Origin of the sequence: Planomonospora sp. ID91781 (genome assembly GCF_015711595.1) — a bacterium.
Lineage (GTDB): Bacteria > Actinomycetota > Actinomycetes > Streptosporangiales > Streptosporangiaceae > Planomonospora > Planomonospora parontospora.
Genome location: NZ_JABTEY010000001.1, coordinates 1,911,891 through 1,930,109, shown reverse-complemented (window position 1 = coordinate 1,930,109; position 18,219 = coordinate 1,911,891). Strand labels below are relative to the sequence as shown.

14 protein-coding genes and 1 riboswitch are annotated in these 18,219 nt (G+C 71.0%); of the genes, 10 read left to right on the top strand and 4 right to left on the bottom strand.

The annotated features are described in order from the left end of the window. Positions 1-27 precede the first annotated feature (27 nt). The 3 genes from HS048_RS08945 to HS048_RS08935 all read left to right on the top strand — a co-directional run bounded on the left by HS048_RS08945 (position 28) and on the right by HS048_RS08935 (position 6,153). Positions 28-1,797, top strand: a complete 1,770-nt coding sequence (locus tag HS048_RS08945) for a biotin carboxylase N-terminal domain-containing protein (protein WP_196466671.1) — start codon at positions 28-30, stop codon at positions 1,795-1,797. Between the two features lie 267 nt (positions 1,798-2,064). Continuing rightward, complete coding sequence (locus HS048_RS08940; RefSeq protein ID WP_196466670.1) at positions 2,065-3,462, top strand: hypothetical protein; 1,398 nt, start codon at positions 2,065-2,067, stop codon at positions 3,460-3,462. Positions 3,463-3,819: 357 nt separating this feature from the next. Further along, positions 3,820-6,153, top strand: coding sequence for a WD40 repeat domain-containing serine/threonine protein kinase (locus HS048_RS08935; protein WP_196466669.1), 2,334 nt, complete (start codon positions 3,820-3,822; stop codon positions 6,151-6,153). Between the two features lie 25 nt (positions 6,154-6,178). Here HS048_RS08935 and HS048_RS08930 read toward each other — a convergent pair whose 3' ends face one another. From HS048_RS08930 to HS048_RS08920, 3 genes are all read right to left on the bottom strand, one after another. Continuing rightward, positions 6,179-7,183: a LacI family DNA-binding transcriptional regulator gene (locus HS048_RS08930; RefSeq protein ID WP_068896746.1), complete on the bottom strand. Its 1,005-nt coding sequence runs from the start codon at positions 7,181-7,183 to the stop codon at positions 6,179-6,181. Between the two features lie 85 nt (positions 7,184-7,268). Then, on the bottom strand, positions 7,269-10,112 hold the full coding sequence (locus HS048_RS08925) for a glycoside hydrolase family 3 protein (RefSeq protein ID WP_196466668.1): 2,844 nt from the start codon (positions 10,110-10,112) through the stop codon (positions 7,269-7,271). Between the two features lie 234 nt (positions 10,113-10,346). Next, positions 10,347-11,552: an ROK family transcriptional regulator gene (locus HS048_RS08920; protein WP_068896696.1), complete on the bottom strand. Its 1,206-nt coding sequence runs from the start codon at positions 11,550-11,552 to the stop codon at positions 10,347-10,349. Between the two features lie 217 nt (positions 11,553-11,769). On the opposite strand from HS048_RS08920, the gene HS048_RS08915 reads away from it, so the two are divergent. The 5 genes from HS048_RS08915 (at position 11,770) to HS048_RS08895 (ending at position 16,245) form a co-directional block, all read left to right on the top strand. Then, a complete protein-coding gene (locus HS048_RS08915; protein WP_196466667.1) occupies positions 11,770-13,446 on the top strand; it encodes an extracellular solute-binding protein in 1,677 nt (558 codons plus the stop codon). Continuing rightward, positions 13,439-14,473 (top strand): ABC transporter permease subunit, encoded by a 1,035-nt coding sequence (locus tag HS048_RS08910; RefSeq protein ID WP_307832395.1) that lies wholly within the window; start codon positions 13,439-13,441, stop codon positions 14,471-14,473. The genes HS048_RS08915 and HS048_RS08910 overlap by 8 nt, the downstream gene beginning before the upstream one ends. Continuing rightward, positions 14,470-15,366 carry a carbohydrate ABC transporter permease gene (locus HS048_RS08905; protein WP_196466666.1) on the top strand — a complete coding sequence of 299 codons (897 nt, stop codon included), beginning with the start codon at positions 14,470-14,472 and terminating at the stop codon, positions 15,364-15,366. Before HS048_RS08910 ends, HS048_RS08905 begins: the two co-directional genes overlap by 4 nt. A gap of 238 nt (positions 15,367-15,604) precedes the next feature. Further along, positions 15,605-15,838, top strand: coding sequence for a type II toxin-antitoxin system VapB family antitoxin (locus tag HS048_RS08900; protein WP_196449851.1), 234 nt, complete (start codon positions 15,605-15,607; stop codon positions 15,836-15,838). Then, the gene (locus HS048_RS08895) at positions 15,835-16,245 is read left to right on the top strand and encodes a PIN domain nuclease (protein WP_196466665.1); all 411 of its coding nucleotides are present in this window, start codon (positions 15,835-15,837) and stop codon (positions 16,243-16,245) included. Before HS048_RS08900 ends, HS048_RS08895 begins: the two co-directional genes overlap by 4 nt. A gap of 143 nt (positions 16,246-16,388) precedes the next feature. Here the strand turns inward: HS048_RS08895 and HS048_RS08890 are convergent, their stop codons facing one another. Next, positions 16,389-17,591 (bottom strand): alpha/beta hydrolase, encoded by a 1,203-nt coding sequence (locus HS048_RS08890; RefSeq protein ID WP_196466664.1) that lies wholly within the window; start codon positions 17,589-17,591, stop codon positions 16,389-16,391. A 171-nt stretch (positions 17,592-17,762) separates the two neighbouring features. After that, a riboswitch (ZMP/ZTP riboswitch) is annotated at positions 17,763-17,849 on the top strand. A gap of 21 nt (positions 17,850-17,870) precedes the next feature. Between HS048_RS08890 and HS048_RS36975 the strand changes: the two genes are divergently transcribed. Next, the gene (locus HS048_RS36975) at positions 17,871-18,032 is read left to right on the top strand and encodes a hypothetical protein (RefSeq protein WP_230880780.1); all 162 of its coding nucleotides are present in this window, start codon (positions 17,871-17,873) and stop codon (positions 18,030-18,032) included. A 29-nt stretch (positions 18,033-18,061) separates the two neighbouring features. Beyond that, entirely contained in the window at positions 18,062-18,202 is a 141-nt protein-coding gene (locus HS048_RS36970) for a hypothetical protein (RefSeq protein WP_275413752.1), read from the top strand. Positions 18,203-18,219 lie beyond the last annotated feature (17 nt).

The window sequence follows — 18,219 nt, the reverse complement described above, 5'->3', positions numbered from 1 at the left end:
GCTCGCGTGTACGAAGGGAACGATCCGGTGCAGAAGGTCCTGATCGCCAACCGCGGTGAGATCGCCGTGCGAATCGCCCGCGCCTGCAAGGACGCCGGCCTGACCGGCGTCGCCGTCTACGCCGACCCCGACCGCGACGCCCTGCACGTCCGCGTCGCCGACGAGGCCTACGCACTGGACGGCCACAGCCCCGCCGAGACCTACCTCGACATCACCAAACTCCTCACCGTCGCCACCCGAAGCGGCGCCGACGCCGTCCACCCCGGCTACGGCTTCCTCGCCGAGAACGCCGCCTTCGCCCAGGCCGTCCTCGACGCCGGCCTGACCTGGATCGGCCCGCCCCCCGCCGCGATCACCGCACTCGGCGACAAGGTGCAGGCACGCCACATCGCCCAGGCCGTCGGCGCCCCCCTGGTCGCCGGCACCCCCGACCCCGTCTCCGACGCGGACGAGGTCGTCGCCTTCGCCACCGAGCACGGCCTGCCCATCGCGATCAAGGCCGCCTACGGCGGCGGCGGCCGCGGCCTCAAGGTCGCCCGCACCCTGGCCGAGATCCCCGAGCTGTACGAGTCGGCGGTCCGCGAGGCGGTGACCGCCTTCGGCCGCGGCGAGTGCTTCGTCGAGCGCTACCTGGACCGGCCCCGGCACGTGGAGACCCAGTGCCTGGCCGACGCCCACGGCAACGTCGTGGTGGTCTCCACCCGCGACTGCTCGCTGCAGCGCCGCCACCAGAAACTCGTGGAGGAGGCCCCCGCCCCGTTCCTGACCGACCAGCAGCTGGAGCTGCTGTACGCCTCCTCCAAGGCGATCCTGCGCCAGGCCGGCTACGTCGGCGCGGGCACCTGCGAGTTCCTCGTCGGCCAGGACGGCACGATCTCGTTCCTGGAGGTCAACACCCGGCTGCAGGTCGAGCACCCGGTCAGCGAGGAGGTCGCCGGCATCGACCTGGTCCGGGAGATGTTCCGGATCGCCGACGGCCAGGAGCTCGGCTACGGCGATCCGGTGCTGCGCGGGCACTCCCTGGAGTTCCGGATCAACGCCGAGGACGCCGGGCGGGGTTTCCTGCCCGCCCCGGGCACCATCACCGCGATGCGGACCCCGTCGGGGCCGGGCGTGCGGCTGGACGCCGGGTACGAGACCGGGATGACCGTGCCGCAGGCGTTCGACTCGCTGGTGGCCAAGCTGATCGTGACCGGCGCCACGCGGGAGCAGGCGCTGCAGCGCGCCCGCCGGGCCCTGGCCGAGTTCACCATCGACGGCATGCCGACCGTGCTGCCGTTCCACCGGGCGGTGGTGGAGGACCCGGCGTTCGCGCCGGTGGGGGATGAGCCGTTCGCGGTGCACACGCGGTGGATCGAGACCGAGTTCGACAACACCATCGCGCCGTACGCCGGGGAGAGCGGCGTCTCGGAGGAGGCGGGCGAGCGGGAGCGGATCACGGTCGAGGTGGGCGGCAAGCGGCTGGAGGTCGTGCTCCCGGCCGGGCTGGGCCTGCCCGTTGCGGGAGCGGGCCGTGCTTCCTCGGCCGCGCCGCCGCGGCGGCGCGGGGGCGGCGGCGCGGCGAAGAAGGCCGTCGGCGGGGATGCGCTGGTGAGCCCGATGCAGGGGACGATCGTGAAGGTGGTGGCGGCCGACGGTGACGTGGTCGCGGCCGGGGACACGATCGTGGTGCTGGAGGCGATGAAGATGGAGCAGCCGTTGACCGCGCACAAGGCGGGCACGGTGACCGGGCTGGGCGCGCAGGTGGGGCAGACGGTGACCTCCGGTGCGGTGCTCTGCGACATTAAGGACGCCTGACCCGGATCACCGTGCGGGCGGGCCGTCCGGCCGGGTTGAGCCGGTCAGACGGCCCGCTCGCGCCGCTGGGTGGGCCTCGTGCGGCCCATCGGGCGCCGCCCCCGTGCTCAGCTTGCCCACGCCGCGGAGCGAACCTCGGATCCTCGGATGTTCTGCACGGATGTCCCGCCTCCGCGCCCGATCCCGGGATGAAGGGGATACGGTCGGGTAGTAGGGAACTCCGATGTCCGCTCATTCGTCCTTAAGGGACGAAGGAGGCAATCTGCCGTGACCACCACAAAGTTCGCGCCAGGTCGTCTCGGTGCCGCGATCGCCGCGATGTTCGCCGGGCTCCTGGCCATCCTCATGACCGCCCCGCCGGCCCACGCGGCGGCGCCCGACCCCGACACGATCGTCTCGGCGTGGGCCCAGGATCCCCTCTACGTGGAGTCGGGCTCGCCCCTGACCGGAGCCGAGCAGTCCGCCATCCGCGACTCCATCAAGGGAGCGAACCCGCCGATCTATGTGGCCGCACTGCCGGATGGCACGGTCACCAGTGGGTCGGCCGCGGGTGAGCTGATGACGAAGATGGGCACCCAGCTCAAGTCCGGAGGCACGGAGAAGGCGACCATCGCCCTCCTCGACGGCAAGACCCTGTTCGCCGCGTCCAACTCCCTGCGTGGCGGTGTCGCCGGCCGGATCGCCAACGCCGCCGTCGCGAGCAACAGCGACGTCGCCAGCGGGATGCAGGACTTCGTCCGGCGAGTGGAGCTCGCCGAATCCGGCAAGACCAGGGAGGCCGTGAGCGTCGGCGGTTCCCGCGGCTCCGAGGGCTCCTCCAGCGGAGGCGGCTCCGGCGCGGGCGTGCTGGTCGGCATCCTGGTGCTGGCCCTGGCGGGCGGTGGAGGCCTCTTCCTCTACTCCCGCAAGAAGAAGAAGGAGCGCGAAGCTCGCGAGGCCGCTGAGCTGGCCGCCGTCAAGCAGACCGTGGACGAGGACGTCACCAAGTTCGGCGAGGAGATCACCGCGCTGGACATGGACGTCAAGATGCTCGCCGACGGCGGCGACCACCAGGACGACTGGGCGCGCGCGCTCGACTCCTACGAGCGGGCCAAGGTGGAGCTCGAGGCGGTCAAGCGTCCCGACGAGCTGCGCGGTGTGACCACCGCGCTGGAGGAGGGCCGCTACGCCCTCGCCTGCGTGAAGGCCCGCGTCAACCACCTGCCGCTCCCCGAGCGGCGCTCGCCGTGCTTCTTCAACCCGCAGCACGGCCCTTCCGTCCGCGACGTGCGCTGGGCCCCGCCCGGCGGCGCGGTGCGCGACGTCCCGGCCTGCGCGGCCGACGCCGAGGCCATCGAGCGCGGCTTCGAGCCGCAGACCCGAGAGGTCATGGTCAACGGCCAGCGCCGCCCCTACTACGACGCAGGCCCGGCCTACCAGCCCTACGCCTACGGCTACTACGGCGGCTTCGGTGACGTGATGAGCGGCATGCTCGTCGGCACGATGCTCGGCAGCATGATGGGCGGCTGGGGCATGGGCGGCTACGGCATGGGCTACGGCGCCGGTTACCAGGAGGGCGTCTCCGACGCCGGCGGTGACTGGGGCGGAGGCGGCGACTTCGGCGGCGGTGGTGACTGGGGCGGTGGTGACTTCGGTGGCGGCGACTTCGGCGGCGGCGACTGGTAGTCGCGGCTGAGAGCCGAGGACGGTCGCGTCTCCCCTGGGGGCGCGCGACGGCCGAGAGCCGATCACTCCGGACCTCGACCACTCCGAGCGCGGCGAGGCCGCGCGGACTCTTCCCTCACATTCGGACCCGCATCTGGAGCCGAGGGAAGGCCCGCGCGGCCTTTCGCCTATTACGGCCGCTTCATTAATAGTCATGCCGGACAGCCGAGAATTCGCATAAATTCTGCCGTCACCGCCGGATATGGCGGGACGATGCGCGGTTGTGACAGGGTGATGATCAGACTCTTGTGACCATTACCGTCCACCGTGCCGGGTGTCAGCGAAGTCCGGCCCGTGCGACGGGTGAGGAGGCTGACGGTGCCCGATCCCAACCGGCTGAGCGCGAGCGATCCGCAGCAGATCGGTGCATACCGTCTGGCGGGTGTGCTGGGCGAGGGCGGTCAGGGCACGGTCTACCTCGGCCAGACCTCCTCGGGACGGCGGGTCGCGGTCAAGGTACTGCACACCCGGATGGCCGCCGAGGCCTCCGTCCGGGAGCGGTTCGAGCGGGAGGCCGCCCTGGCTCGGCGGGTCGCGGTGTTCTGCACCGCCCAGGTACTGGAGGCCGGCGTCAGCGACGGACGACCCTACCTGGTCAGCGAGTACGTCCCCGGACCGTCGTTGCAGCAACTGGTCGCAGGCGAGGGACCCCGTACCGGCAGCGGGCTGGAGCGCCTGGCCGTCGCCACGGCGACCGCGCTGGCCGCCATCCACCGGGTGGGGATCGTGCACCGGGACTTCAAACCGGCAAACGTGATCATGGGTCCGGAGGGGCCGGTGGTCATCGACTTCGGCATCGCCCGCATCCTGGAGGCCGGTGTCACCAGCTCGGCGCTGGTGGGCAGCCCCGGCTACATGGCCCCCGAGCAGCTCTCCGACCAGCCCGCCGGACCGGCCGCCGACATGTTCGCCTGGGCCGCCACCATGGTCTACGCAGCCACCGGACATGCCGTTTTCACGGGGCAACACCCGGCCGCGGTGATGAACGCCGTACTGCGCGGCGTGCCGGACCTGACCGGGGTCCCCGATGGATTGCGGCCCTTGCTGGCGGCGTGTCTCGCCAAAGATCCCGCGGCCCGTCCCACGGCCGAGCGGGCGCTTTCCACGCTGACCGGCCACGGCAACGCTCCCATCCCCCTCAACGGGAACGGGTCACAGACGGTGGGCCGTACCGTGCCAGGGGTGGTGAGGCAGCCTCCGTACGGCCAGGGATCCAAGGCGTCCGATCGAACTCTCGGCAACCGAGGGAGCGCCGTACCCGGTCCCTCCGATGGCGGTGACGTCGAGGATGACGTGACCCGATACGGTTTTTCCGGAAAACGCAGCTGGGACGTGTCCGCGCAGCCGGATGCTCTCACCGTGCCCGCGCACCCCCACCTTTCTCCACCGCCGCAGCCCGCGATGAACCATGCTGGTGCGAGGACTCCCGTACCCGACCGTGACATCGCGGCCGGCGTGCCCCGCGGGACGACCGTGGCAGGGGCCGCAGCGCCATTCGTCCCGGCAGCACCACCGCACCGTCGGTCCCGACTCCTGTGGGGCGTCGTCGCTGCAGCGATAGTGGTCACCGCCGCCGCTCTCATCGCGGTCATCGTCTTCCCCTCACACATACCGTTTCTCGGCACGGAGACCTCCACTGCGCCGTCCACCGCCGCGGCCTCCACCCCGACGCCGTCTGTGGAGCCGAGTTCTTCCCGCGCGCTGTTCACTGGTCACGCCAGGGCGGTGAACGCGGTGGCAGTAACGGAGCTGGACGGCCGCTCGGTCGTCGTCTCCGGCAGCGGGGATCAGACGGTGAGAGTATGGGATCTGGCCACGGGCAAGCAGCTAGGACAGCCGATCACCGATCCAGCGGGTCCCATCGTCGCGCTGGCGGTGACAGAGCTGGACGGCCGCCCGACCGTCGTCTCCGGCGGATACGGCGAAACCATGCGAATCTGGGACCTCACCACGGGCAAGCAGCTAGGACAGCCGATCAAAAACTCCTCTGTCGAATCACTGGCGGTGACAGAGCTCGACGGCCGCCCTGTCGTCATCTCAGGTAGTCAGGATGAGACAGTCCGGCTTTGGGACCTGGCCACAGGCAAGCAGCTAGGACAGCCGTTCGAAGGCCACAGCGGTACGATCTCAGGGCTGGCGGTGACAGAGCTGGACGGCCGCCCGACCGTCGTCTCCGGCAGCATCGACAAGACCGCTCGAGTGTGGGATCCCACCACGGGTGAGCAGGTGCGCCAACCACTCACCGACAGCAGCATTTCTCTGAATGCAGTGACGGTGGCGGAGTTGAATGATCAGCCGGTCGCCATCACCGGAGGCGGCGTTCTCGATCGTGAAAGTGCCGTATGGGTCTGGGATCTGGTCACCGGATCACCTATTGGACAACCGTTCAAAGGTCACACTGATGAGGTCAGATCAGTGGCGGTGACGCAACTGGAGGGCCGTCCGGTCGTCATCTCCGGCAGCCTCGACAAAACCGTACGGATCTGGGACCTGGCCACGAGGGAGCCGATCGGTAAACCACTGACCGGCCACGACCGCGGGATCCACTCGATAGCGGTGACGAAGCTGGACGGTCGGCCGGTCATCGTCACCGGCAGCGGGGACGGCACGATCCGGGTGTGGGACCTGCCGACGTCCTCCGGCGGCAACTGATCTCCAAGGTCCCACCCCGGCCCGCTCAGGTGCTGGCGCGGACCGTCAGGCGCGGAGCGAGCAGGGTGCCGTCCGGTACGGCGCGGCCCTCCAGCTTGTCCATCAGCAGCCGCACGGCCTCCCGGCCGACGTCCTCGGCCGGGATGAGCACCGAGGTCAGGGCCGGGCTGGAGCGTTCCGCTATGTCGTCGGGGCAGATGGCGACCACCGCGACGTCCTCCGGGACCCGCCTGCCGTGCTGGCGCAGCGCACCGAGCACGTGGTTGACCGCGGCCTCGTTGTGCACGACCAGCCCCGTCAGACCGGGCCGTTCCTCCAGCAGCCCGCCCACCGCGTCCGACACCTGGTCGAAGGTCTCCTCGCAGGGCAGCGCGATCCCGGTCACGCCGTGGGCCGCGGCGGCCTCGGTGAAGCCCTCCCGCGTCCGGCAGGCGTAGCCGGTGCCCCGGTCGTAGACCACGGCGGGCGCACCGAGCAGCGCGACCTCCCGGTGGCCGCGGGCCGCCAGGTGCTGCACGCACAGCGTCCCGGCCCGGGCGAAGTCGAGGTCCACACAGGTCAGCCCGGTGGTGTCGGCGGGGAAGCCGATGAGCACGCTCGGCTCGGCCAGCTCGCGCAGGAGCGGCACCCGGGTGTCGTGCAGCTCCACGTCCATGAGCACCAGCCCGTCCACCAGCGCGCTGGCGGCGGCCCGGCGCAGCCCGTCGGGTCCCTCGTCGGCGGTGAGCAGCAGCACGTCGTGGTCGTAGCGCCGGGCGGCGGTCACCACCGACGTGGCGAACTGCATCAGCACCGGGACGTGCATCCCGGCCCGGAGCGGCAGCACCAGCGCGATCACGTTCGCCCGTCTGCTGGCCAGCGCCCTGGCTCCGGCGTTGGGGTGGTAGCCGAGCGTCCGCACGCTGTCGAGCACGCGCCTGCGCGTGTCTGCGGAGATCGCGCGCTTCCCGCTGAGCACGTACGAGACCGTGCTCACCGCCACCCCGGCGTGCCTGGCGACCTCCGTGATCGTCACCGCTCTGCCGCTCATCCGCTCCACGCCCCCTCACCCGGCGGCCCGGAGTCCGCATCCGTGAACATCCCGCGCCCGTCGACCCGCCCTCCCACCCGTCCGCTCATCCGTTCTCGGCGGAACCGAAGGCCAGGCGGGAGACGGTGATACCGGCATTCTCGAACACCACGTACAGATCCTGCACTCCCCGGGCCCCCTCGACTCCCCCGACGAGCCGCGACAGGTCGTAGCGGCCGGCCCGCGGGACGGGCACGGCGCCGAGGACGGGGCCGTACAGGGGGTCGCCGAGGCGCAGGGTGACCACGCCGCCCTCGGTGCTGGTGGCCTCGATCGCGCAGGCGGCGGCCCCGCTCCCGAAGTCGACCCCGCGGAAGAGGATCCAGGCCCCTTCGGCCGTGGAGCGTACGGCGTCGCCGGAGACCCGGGAGGCGTCGGTGAACGCCACCGCGTCGTACTCGTCGTGGTCCACCGCCGGGATCGGCGCGGCGAGGGCGTCGCGGGGCGGGATGTGCTCACCGGTGACGTGGATCGTCGCGCAGAGGCGGATGTCGCGGGCCGAGCGGCCCACCATGATCTTGTGGGGCGCGTCCTCGACCGCGAACCGGTTCCTGGTCACGTCCCAGAAGGCCAGGTCGGCGACGTCGAGGGTCCAGCGGACCACGGCGCTCTCGCCGGGCTCCAGCCGGAGCTTGGCGAAGTTCCGCAGGCGGCGCAGCGGCTGCTTGACGCGGGAGCGCTGCTGGTGGGTGTAGAGCTGGACGACCTCCGTGCCGGGCCGGGGGCCGGTGTTGGCGACCGTCGCCGAGACCGTGATCCGCCCGTCCGCGACCTCGGCGGTCAGGTCGCGGTGGTCGAAGTCGGTGTAGGACAGGCCGTGGCCGAAGGGGTAGAGCGGGGTGCCCCGGTAGTACTGGTAGGTGGCGTCGGCGGCGATGATGTCGTAGTCGAGCAGGTCGGGCAGCTCGCACGCCGAGCGGTACCACGTCTGGGTGAGGCGCCCCTCGGGGTCGGCGTCGCCGAAGAGCACCTCGGCCAGCGCGTGGCCGTACTCCTGGCCGCCGTGCGAGGACCACAGCACCGCGGGCAGGTCCCGCTCCGACCAGGTCATCGGGTAGCCGCTGCTGATCACCATGACGGTCCTGGGGTTGGCCGCGCGCACCGCCGCCACCACGGCCTCCTGCGCCGCCGGGAGCGCCAGGTCGGTGCGGTCCTCGGTCTCGCGCCCGTTGACCAGCGGGTGGTCGCCGACCACGACGACCGCGACGTCCGCGGCGGCGGCCAGCGCCGCGGCGCTCTCGGCCCCGCTGACGACCGTCTCCGCGGTCAGCCAGACGGCCGCGTCGGCGTCGTCCACCAGCCGCAGGGCCGCGCCGTCCGGCAGCGCGGCGGACGCCGTACCGTCCGGCACCGCAGCGCCCGGGTCGGCGGCCAGCCCGACGTAGCGGCCGGTGGAGATGTGCCGGAGCACCAGCGTGCCGCGCGGCCGGTCCTCCAGCCGGAAGGTCTGGCGCACCTCCCAGCCGTTGGGTCCCGGCTGGTCGTTGACCAGCGTGCCGGAGTCGTCCACCGAGACGTACCGGCCGGTCGCCGCGGCCCGCAGGGCGTAGGACCCGCCGCCCCAGTCGAACAGGTCGAACAGTCCCTCGGCCGTGCCCGCCTCCGCGGTGAGCCCGAGCGGCCCGCCGCCGGGGTCGGCGACGACGTGCCCGCTCTCGGCGGTCAGCGTGATCCGGTCCACCGCCTCGCAGAACACCGTCTCACACCGCTCGGCGAGCCCGGCGCGGGCGGTGACGGCGTACGGCAGCGTGCCGGAGTACCAGTCCTCCATGAGGGTGTCGCCGAGCTGGCCGATGACGGCGATCTTCGTGACCCCGGCCAGCGGGAGGATGCCGTCGTTCTCCAGGAGCACGATCGAGCGGCGGGCCGCCTCGCGGGCCAGCACCTGGTGCTCGGGGCAGTTGACGACGGCCTCGGTCACGTCGTCGTACGGCGTGGCGGGGTCGAACTCGCCGAGCCGGAACCGGATGGAAAGCGCATGCCTGACGGCCGCGTCGACGTCCGCCTCGGTGAGCAGGCCCCGCTCCAGCGCGTCGCGGATGTGCCCGAGGACGGCCTCGGTGCGCTCGTCGTCCTGGGTGAAGCTGTCGAGCCCGGCCTTGATCGCGTGCGCGTAGGCCTCGGCGGGGTCGTCGTGGTAGGCCTGCAGGCCGGTGAGGTTGCCGGGGGCGTAGGCGTCGCTGACCACCAGGACGTCGTCCGGGGCCCAGGCGCGCAGCACGTCGTTGATCAGCGGGCTGAGGTGCGCCGGGCGGCCGTTGACCAGGTTGTAGGAGGGCATCACGGCCACCGCCGCGCCGCTCTCCAGTGCGGGCCGGTAGGCGGGCAGCTCGTACTCGTGGAGCACCCGGGGCGGCAGGTCGCTGGAGGTGGTGCAGCGGTCGGTCTCGTTGTTGTAGCCGAGGAAGTGCTTGAGCGTCGGCGCCGTCTTCAGCACCCTGGGGTCGCTCCCGCGGAGCCCGGAGGCGTACGCCACCGCCATCACGCCGGTCAACCACGGGTCCTCGGAGTAGCCCTCCTCGTTCCGCCCCCAGCGGGGGTCGCGCAGCGGGTTGACCACCGGCGCCCACACGTTCCGCCCCGCCCCCGCCGGGTCCTTGTGGTGGAAGGCCAGGACCTCGTCGGACGTCGCCTCGCCGACCCGCCGGACCAGCTCGGGGTCCCAGGTGCTGGCCAGCCCGACCGCCTGCGGGAAGACGGTGGCCGGGCCGAGCCAGGCCAGGCCGTGCAGGGCCTCGGTGCCGGTGCGGAACGGGCCCACGCCCAGCCGCTCGACCGGGGCCTGGTACTGGTGCAGCAGGGCGACCTTCTCCGCCAGGCTCAGCCTGCCCTGCAGGTCGGCGATGCGGTCGGCGAGCGGGAGCTCGGGGTCGCGGAACGGTTCGTTCATCGGGGGGACCATCCCTCTGGTGAGCGTCGAAGCGCTTCGACAACGGGGCGAGAAAACGCGCCTCTGTCGAAGCGCTTCGATATTCGGTCCAGGAAAACTCCGCCCGTTACACGAATGTTTCGAGCAGAGTTTCCCTGAAGGGTGCCTGGCCGTGAGATCCAGGTCAAGACCTGCGGAGAAAATCACGGATCATTCTTCGGTTCCGGATCATCCCGGAACGCCTCCGTGCCGAGGTCAGGAGACCCGGGGCAGCCGGCCGGAGTCCACCGAGTCGAGCACCCGGGCCGCGCCGCCCAGCGCCGCCGCGTCGTAGCCGAGGGTCGAGGCCACCACCCGGCAACCGCCGCCCTCGGGCGCGATCGTACGGCCGCGCGCCTCGTCCTCCACCGCGGGCAGCAGCCAGGGCGCCAGCGGCACGTAGTAGCCGCCCAGGATGACCACCTCGGGGTTGAGCAGGTTGGCCACCACCGCCACGCCCTTGCCGAGCTGCCGCCCGACCTCCGCCAGCAGGCCGAGGGTCCGGGCGTCGCCGGCCCGGGCCAGCCGCGCCACCTCGTCGAGCTCGATCTCGACCTCCGCGGGCGAGAGCGGGGCGTGCCGGAGCACCGCGCCGATCCCGGCGACGGCCTCCAGGCAGCCGGTCCGCCCGCACCGGCACTCGGCGCCGAGCGGGTCGAGCTGGATGTGGCCGATCTCGCCGCCGTAGCCCCGGCCGCCCCGGCGGATGCGGCCGTCCAGGATGATCCCGGCGCCGACCCCGATCTCGCCGGTGAGGTAGACCAGGTTGGCGGTCCCCGCCTGCGAGCCGAAGCGGTGCTCGGCCAGGGCGGCCAGGTTGGCGTCGTTCTCGACCTGGACGGCGAAGCCGGGGTCGCGCAGCGCCTTGGCCAGGTCTCCGGCCAGGTCGGCGTCGCGCCAGCCGAGGTTGGGCGCGATGAGCACCGTGCCGTCCGTGCCGACCAGGCCGGGCACGCCCACGGTCAGGCCGAGGACCTGGCGCTCCTGCTTGGCCATCCGGCTCACCACCCGGCGGACGATCGCCGCGACGGCCGCCACGGCCTGGCCGGTCGAGCCGTCCGGCCCGGGGAAGGAGCGCCGCCACGACAGCAGCCGCTCCCCCGCCAGGTCCACCGCCACCGCGGTGACGTAGTCGACGTTGACCTCGACGCCGATCGCGGCGTACGGCGAGCCGTCGAGCACGAGCATCGTGGCCGGGCGCCCGACGCGGTTCTCGGTCAGCCCGGTCTCGCGCACCAGGCGGCGGTCGATCAGGTCGGCGACCAGGCTCGACACGGTCGCCTTGTTGAGGCCCGTGGAAGCCGCGATGTCCGCCCGCGAGCACGGCGCGTGCTCGCGCACGAACCGCAGCACCACGGCGAGGTTGGTGGCCCGGACGTCGGCGAAGTCGGCCGGCTGCGGATTCGTCGTAGATGTGATCAAGGTCCGTCCCGTCCCGATCGGCCCGGGCTCCGTCTTGCGAACGGCCCCCGGCTGGCCCCATCATGCCTCACCCGCCCCGAGGACCGCGATCGTCGGCCCCTTGTGGCGAGAGTGCCCCTCGACTAATTTGTTTGGTCAAAAGACGAACTAACTCTATCTCGGACCCATCCTCTTAGGACAACCCCCGCCCGTCCATGGACAACGAAGGGAACGCGCCGTGAAAACTCCCCCCGAGGGCGCGACGACCAGCCGCCGAGGCTTCCTCGGCCTGGTGGGACTCAGCGCGGTCGCCGCCGCGAGCGGCGGCCTGCTCAGCGCCTGCTCCACGCCGAGCGGCCCCCGGCCCGGCTCCGGAGGAGCCACGGCGGCCGCTCTCGACAAGCTGACCTCGCAGGTGCCGGCGTACGTCCCCTACGCGGGCGTCACCCCCGACATCCCCGGGCAGAACGGCGCGCCCGGCGGCTTCACCAAGTATCCCGCCTCGCTCGTCGACGCGGTCACCGCCAAGCCCGGCAAGGGCGGCCACTACAAGGCCATGACCCCGCTGTGGGGACCGCTCCCGCCGCCGCTGGGCGAGAACCCCTACTTCGACGCCGTCAACGCCGACCTCGGCGCGACCATCGAGTTCAACATCCTCGACGGCATGACGATCATCGAGAAGATGAACGCGATCATCGCCGGCGGCGACGTCGTGGACATCACGATGATCCCGAGCTGGACCGTCAACCAGATCCCCCAGTTCGGCGAGGCCGTGGGCCGGCTCTTCGAGGACCTCACGCCCTACCTGCAGGGCGACGCCGTCAAGAAGTACCCGCTGCTGGCCAACATCCGCACCGACGCCTGGAAGTGGGGGGTCTTCAACGACAAGCTGACCGGCATCCCCGGCAGCTACACCTTCCCGATGGGCGTGGTGCTCCTCTACCGCAAGGACCTGTTCGACAAGAACGGTTGGACCGCTCCCAAGAGCGCCGACGAGATGCTCGCCCTGGGCAAGGAGATCAACGACCCCAAGCAGAAGCGCTGGGCCTTCGGCGACATCAAGCTGATGGCCTACCAGATCTTCCGCGCTCCCAAGGAGTGGGTCCTGTCCGGAGGCAAGCTGGTCCACCGGTACGAGACGCCGGAGTTCGAGGCGGCGGTCGAGTTCATGCGCAAGCTGTACGAGGGCAAGCTGATCCACCCCGACATCGTCAGCAGCAAGGGCGCCAACGCCAAGGAGCTGTTCAAGTCCGGCCAGATCCTCATCACCCAGGACGGCTTCGGCGGGTGGAAGGAGATGCTGGAGCAGATGATCCCCACCAAGCCCGACTTCTGGATCGAGGCGGTGCCGTCCTTCGGCCACGACGGGGGCGCCCCCGCCTACCACAAGAGCGAGGAGCCAGGGCAGTACACCTTCATCAAGAAGGGCCTGGGCAAGGAGAAGGTCGAGGAGATCCTCTCCCTGATGAACTACCTGGCCGCGCCGTTCGGCACGCAGGAGCACATGCTGTCCGTCTACGGCGTCGAGGGCAAGCACTACACCAAGACGGACGCCGGAGCCCCCAAGCGGACCGATCTCGGCCTCAAGGAGGCCCCGCCGACCTACTTCTTCCTCAGCGGCCGGCCCGACGCGATCACCGAGAGCGAGCTCCCGAAGTACGTGGAGACCGCGGCCAACTGGTACAACGAGGCCGCCCAGCACTGGGCGCCCAACCCGCACGAGGGCATCCGGATCCAGCGGCCCGCCGAGTACGCCGCCCTGGAGCAGCCCACCGAGGACAAGATCCAGGACGTCGTCCGCGGCCGCCGCCCGCTCAGCGAGCTGAAGAAGGTCGTCGACGAGTGGCGCAAGGACGGCGGCGACAAGAGCCGCGAGTTCTACCTGAAGGTGCTGCAGGACAACGGTCGTGCTTGACAACGCCGAGAAGGCCGGAAAGGACGCGAGCACCGGACCGGCGGGTGACCTGACCTCACCCGCCGGCGCCGGCGCTCCCGCGAAGCGTAGCAAGGCCGGTCAAAAGCCCGGCGGAAAGCCCTCGCTGGGCAGCAGGCTGCGGCACGACTGGCAGCTGCTGCTGATGACCGTGCCCGCGGTCGGGCTGCTGGCGGTGTTCCACTACATCCCGACGCTCGGCAACGTGATCGCCTTCCAGGACTACTCCCCCCACGTCGGGATCGCGGAGAGCCCCTGGATCGGCTTCACCAACTTCCAGTGGCTGCTCACCGACCAGAGCTTCTGGGACGCCACGCTGAACACGCTCACCATCACGGCGTTCCAGCTGGTGTTCTACTTCCCGCTGCCGATCCTGCTGGCGGTCCTGCTCGACAGCGTGATGAACCCCCGGGTCCGGCTGTTCGTGCAGAGCATCGTCTACATGCCGCACTTCTTCTCCTGGGTGCTGGTCGTCACGCTGTTCCAGCAGATCCTGGGCGGCGCGGGGCTGATCTCCCAGCTGCTGCGCGCCAACGGCTACGACGGCATCGACCTCATGACCGACCCGGACGTGTTCCTGCTGCTGGTGACGGCGGAGTCGGTGTGGAAGGACGCCGGCTGGGGGACGATCATCTTCCTTGCGGCGCTGGCGGCGATCAACCAGAACCTCTACGAGGCGGCGGCGGTGGACGGCGCCGGCCGGTGGCGGCGGATCTGGCACATCACCCTGCCGGGGCTGCGCCCGGTCATCGTGCTGCTGCTGATCCTCCGCCTCGGCGACGCGCTCAACGTCGGCTTCGAGCAGTTCTTCCTCCAGCGCGACGCGGTGGGCCGGGAGGCCGCGGAGGTGCTGGACACCTTCGTCTACTGGCGCACGCTCGTCACCGGGGAGTGGAGCTACGGCGCCGCGGCCGGCCTGGTCAAGGGCGTGGTCGGCCTGGTCCTCATCCTCGTGGCCAACAAGGTCGCCCACCGGTTCGGCGAACAGGGAATCTACAAACGATCATGAGTACACGTCCCGCGTGGGAGGAGGCGCCGAGCGTGCCGGGCAGGCTGGCCAAGGGCCTGACCCTGACCCTCATCTCGCTCGTCGTCCTCTTCCCGATCTACATCGTGGTGCTCACCAGCCTGTCCCCCGCCTCGGCGGTGAACGAGGCCGGCGGCCTGGTGGTGGTGCCCAACGGGTTCTCCTTCGCCGCCTACCAGGAGCTGTTCTCCGGCGGCGTGGTCAGCCGGTCGGTGCTGGTGAGCCTCGGCGTCACCGCGGTGGGCACGGCGGTGAGCCTGGTCTGCACGGTGCTCGCGGCCTACGGCCTGTCCCGGCCGGGCTCGCTGTTCCAGCGTCCGCTGCTGTTCATGATCCTGCTGACGTTCCTGTTCACGCCGGGCATGATCCCCAGCTACCTGATGGTCAAGTCGCTCGGCCTGATCGACAGCTACTGGTCGCTGATCCTGCCGGGCGCGATCAACGCGTTCAACCTCGTGGTGATGCGGGCCTTCTTCATGAACATCCCGGAGGAGGTGCCCGACAGCGCCCGGATCGACGGGGCGAGCGAGTTCCGCATCCTGATCCGGATCATCCTGCCCATGTCCAAGGGCGTCACCGCGGTCATCGGCCTGTTCTACGCCGTCGGCTACTGGAACGCCTTCTTCAACGCCATCCTGTACATCAACGACAACACCAAGTGGCCCCTCCAGCTGGTGATGCGCCAGTACGTCCAGCAGGGCCAGTCGCTCACTCTCGGCTCGGCGGTGGACACCTCGGTGGCCGGCGCCCTCCCGCCCAACCTGGCCATCCAGATGGCCATCGTCGTGCTCGCCCTGCTCCCCGTGCTGTTCGTCTACCCCTTCGTCCAGAAGCACTTCACCAAGGGCGTCATCATCGGCGCCGTCAAGGGCTGACCCTCCCCGGCCGCCCGGCGCCGCCCTCCCGGCGCCGGGCCCCGCCGTACGCCCCGGTGCGCCGCCGTACGGCGTGCGGTTCCCGGAGAACGGCCACGCCGCGTAGGGCACCTGGACCAAGAAGTACAGCGGTGCGTACTCGCCCTCCTCGGGCAGCCTCGCCTTTACTGATCACCCTTCCTGTCGACGATGGCTATGTACAATATGTTTGTATGTGACCAACATCAGGAGGGGAAGCATGACCGTCACCCAGATCGACATCGACGACGAGGCACTCGCAGAAGCCATGCGCATGCTCGGCACCACCACGAAAAAGGACACCGTGAACGCGGCCCTGCGGGAATACGTCGCCCGCGTCAAGCGCATCGAGGCGCTGGAGAAGCTCTCCGCCCGAGCGGCACGCGGGGAGTTCGACGAGGCCGTCGCCGCCCACGAGAAGGCCAAGCAGGCGCGGAAAGACGCCTTCTCTTGACGGGCTACCTCATCGACGCCTCAGCGCTGTGGCACCTGTTCCGCACACCGGAGACGCAGGAGGCATGGGCGGATCGGATCACTTCCAGAGCGCTGAGCATCTGTGAACCCACCCGGACTGAGTTCCTCTACTCGGCGACCGGCCCCGACCACCGGGACGAGCTGGAGACCGAGCTGAACGACCTCTGCCGACTCGCCGCCGTTCCCAAGAACGCATGGCGCTGGGTCGAGCAGGCACAGTACAAACTCACCCTTAAGGGGCAACATCGCTCAGCAGGAGCGATCGACCTCCTGCTCTGCGCCACCGCCGTCCACCACGGGCTCACCCTGCTGCACGTCGACAACGACTTCGTCACGGTCTCCGCGGTCATGACCGAGCTCCGGCAACGAGATATCCGTATCCCCTGATCCTCCGCTCCCGTCACCCCGGATCGGGCCGGAACCCGCCCACCGGGTGGAGCCTCGCCGCCGGTTCCGGGCTCGACGGCGGGCCGTACGAGGTCCGGTCACACCCACCCCGTACGGCCGTGCACCCGGCGTCACGAACCGGATCACCTATTGACCGTGACCTCCGGGTAGCGCGCGGAGGCCCGGTCGAGCAGCGGCCGCGACCGCCCGCGCAGGTGCAGGTCGAAGAAGGCCCCGACGTACTTCCGGGTGATCTCCAGCGAGCGGGCGCCGGGGAGCGTGCCGAACATCTCCTCGTCCTTGATCACGTCGGCCAGGAGCGGTGCGTAGTCGGTGAGGGCGTTGTGACCCATGCCCTTGACCGTCACCCAGCGCTTCCAGCCGGTCATGTTCTCCCAGTCCCGTCCCCAGGTGGGGTCGGCCCCGCCCTGCGCGTGGAGCTCGCCGGCCCCCAGCAGCATGAACGGCTTGCGGAGTCCCGTGCCGGGGATCGGGATCCAGAAGGTGCCGTCCATGTTGACCCCGGCGCGCACCCGGGGATCGGTGAGCATGGTGTGCGTGGCGCTGTTGCCGCCCAGGGAGTGGCCGGCCATGCCGATCCGGGACCGGTCGATCAGCCCGGCGTGCTCCCAGGCGGGCCTCTTCCCGGTCAGCCGGTCGAGCACGAAGGAGACGTCCGCCGCGCGGACCCGGGTGCTCTTCTCACCGAACTCCGGGGTGCCCCCGGACTCGCAGGTGGTGCAGGGGGTGGTCCGGCCGTCCGGGAAGGTCGTGGGGGACTCGTGCGTGTGGTCGATGCCCACCACCGCGTAGCCCCGGCTCGCCAGGTCCTCCGACAGCGCCGTCAGCGAGCTGCGGGGCATGCCGAACCCGGGCGAGAGCACCACGAGGGGCAGGCCGCGCCGCCGTCCGAGCGGCGCGGCGCCGGTGACCGCGTTGGTCCGCGTCCCGGCCAGCGCGTTCACGACCTCGGCCCCGGCGCCCTGCTCCTTCAGCAGCAGCTCCGCCTCCTTCGCGGTCATGTACGGCGCCCGCTCCCCCCTGGCGGTCCTGGCCGGATACCAGATCGAGACCATGAGCTCGCGCGGCTTCCCCGACACCCAGGGGTCGGTGCGGGAGCCGTCCACCAGGTGCAGCGTGGTCGTGCCCACCGCGTGCGGACCGGTCGGCCGGGGCAGGGCGAGAGCCGGAGCCTGCTCCGGCGCGGCGGCGGCCGGTGCGCCGAGCGGGTACGGCGCGGCCGGTGCTCCTGCCTGGTTCGGCGCGGCGAGCGCGGCGGCGGGCGTGGCGAGGACGAGAAGCGCGGCGGCGGCGGCGAGCGCCCCGCGAAGTGGTGATCGTGACATGGCACCACCTTCGCGGCACCCCGATGACCTGCGCTTCAGCCGAAAAGGCACTCGGAAGGTACGACTTCCGAAGATCTCCCTACGCCGAAAGTTGCAACCGCGCCACCGGCACGAGTGACATGGGCCCACGCCGCCGGACCTCCCCGTCGCGCCCGTACGCGGTTACAGTGGATCCCGAGCCGTGACCGGCGCTTAGGCGGAGCACCACCGGGGAGCGGCTCGGCGATCCCGTCACCGCCGTGCGCCTGGGCATTCCGCAGCGACCCGCAGGAGCGGCCCATGACCCGGACGCAGACCGCCCGCCTCATGGACGGCACCACCCCGGCCCGCCGCATCACCGAGCGCGCCGCCTCCGCGGCGGCGGACCTCACCCGGCTGACCGGCACGGCGCCGTGCCTGGCGACCGTACTGGTCGGCGACGATCCGGCCTCTGTCACGTAGCCGGATACAACCCCGGCAACGTCGGCGACGTGGACTTCGAGAGCTGCCGGGCCCGGGCGAGCCTGATCACTCCGGTTCCGGGCGGTGTCGGTCCCATGACCATCGCCCTGCTGCTCGAACAGACCGTGACCGCGGCCGCCCGGCAACTGGGCCTCACCCCGCTTCCGTAGCACAGTGGTGATCCTTC

Excerpts from the sequence above, each read along its gene's own strand:
- HS048_RS08890 (WP_196466664.1), bottom strand. The coding sequence starts at position 17,591 with ATGTCACGATCACCACTTCGCGGGGCGCTCGCCGCCGCCGCCGCGCTT.
- HS048_RS08925 (WP_196466668.1), bottom strand. The coding sequence starts at position 10,112 with ATGAACGAACCGTTCCGCGACCCCGAGCTCCCGCTCGCCGACCGCATC.
- HS048_RS36975 (WP_230880780.1), top strand. The coding sequence starts at position 17,871 with ATGACCCGGACGCAGACCGCCCGCCTCATGGACGGCACCACCCCGGCC.
- HS048_RS08900 (WP_196449851.1), top strand. The coding sequence starts at position 15,605 with ATGACCGTCACCCAGATCGACATCGACGACGAGGCACTCGCAGAAGCC.
- HS048_RS08905 (WP_196466666.1), top strand. The coding sequence starts at position 14,470 with ATGAGTACACGTCCCGCGTGGGAGGAGGCGCCGAGCGTGCCGGGCAGG.
- HS048_RS08930 (WP_068896746.1), bottom strand. The coding sequence starts at position 7,183 with ATGAGCGGCAGAGCGGTGACGATCACGGAGGTCGCCAGGCACGCCGGG.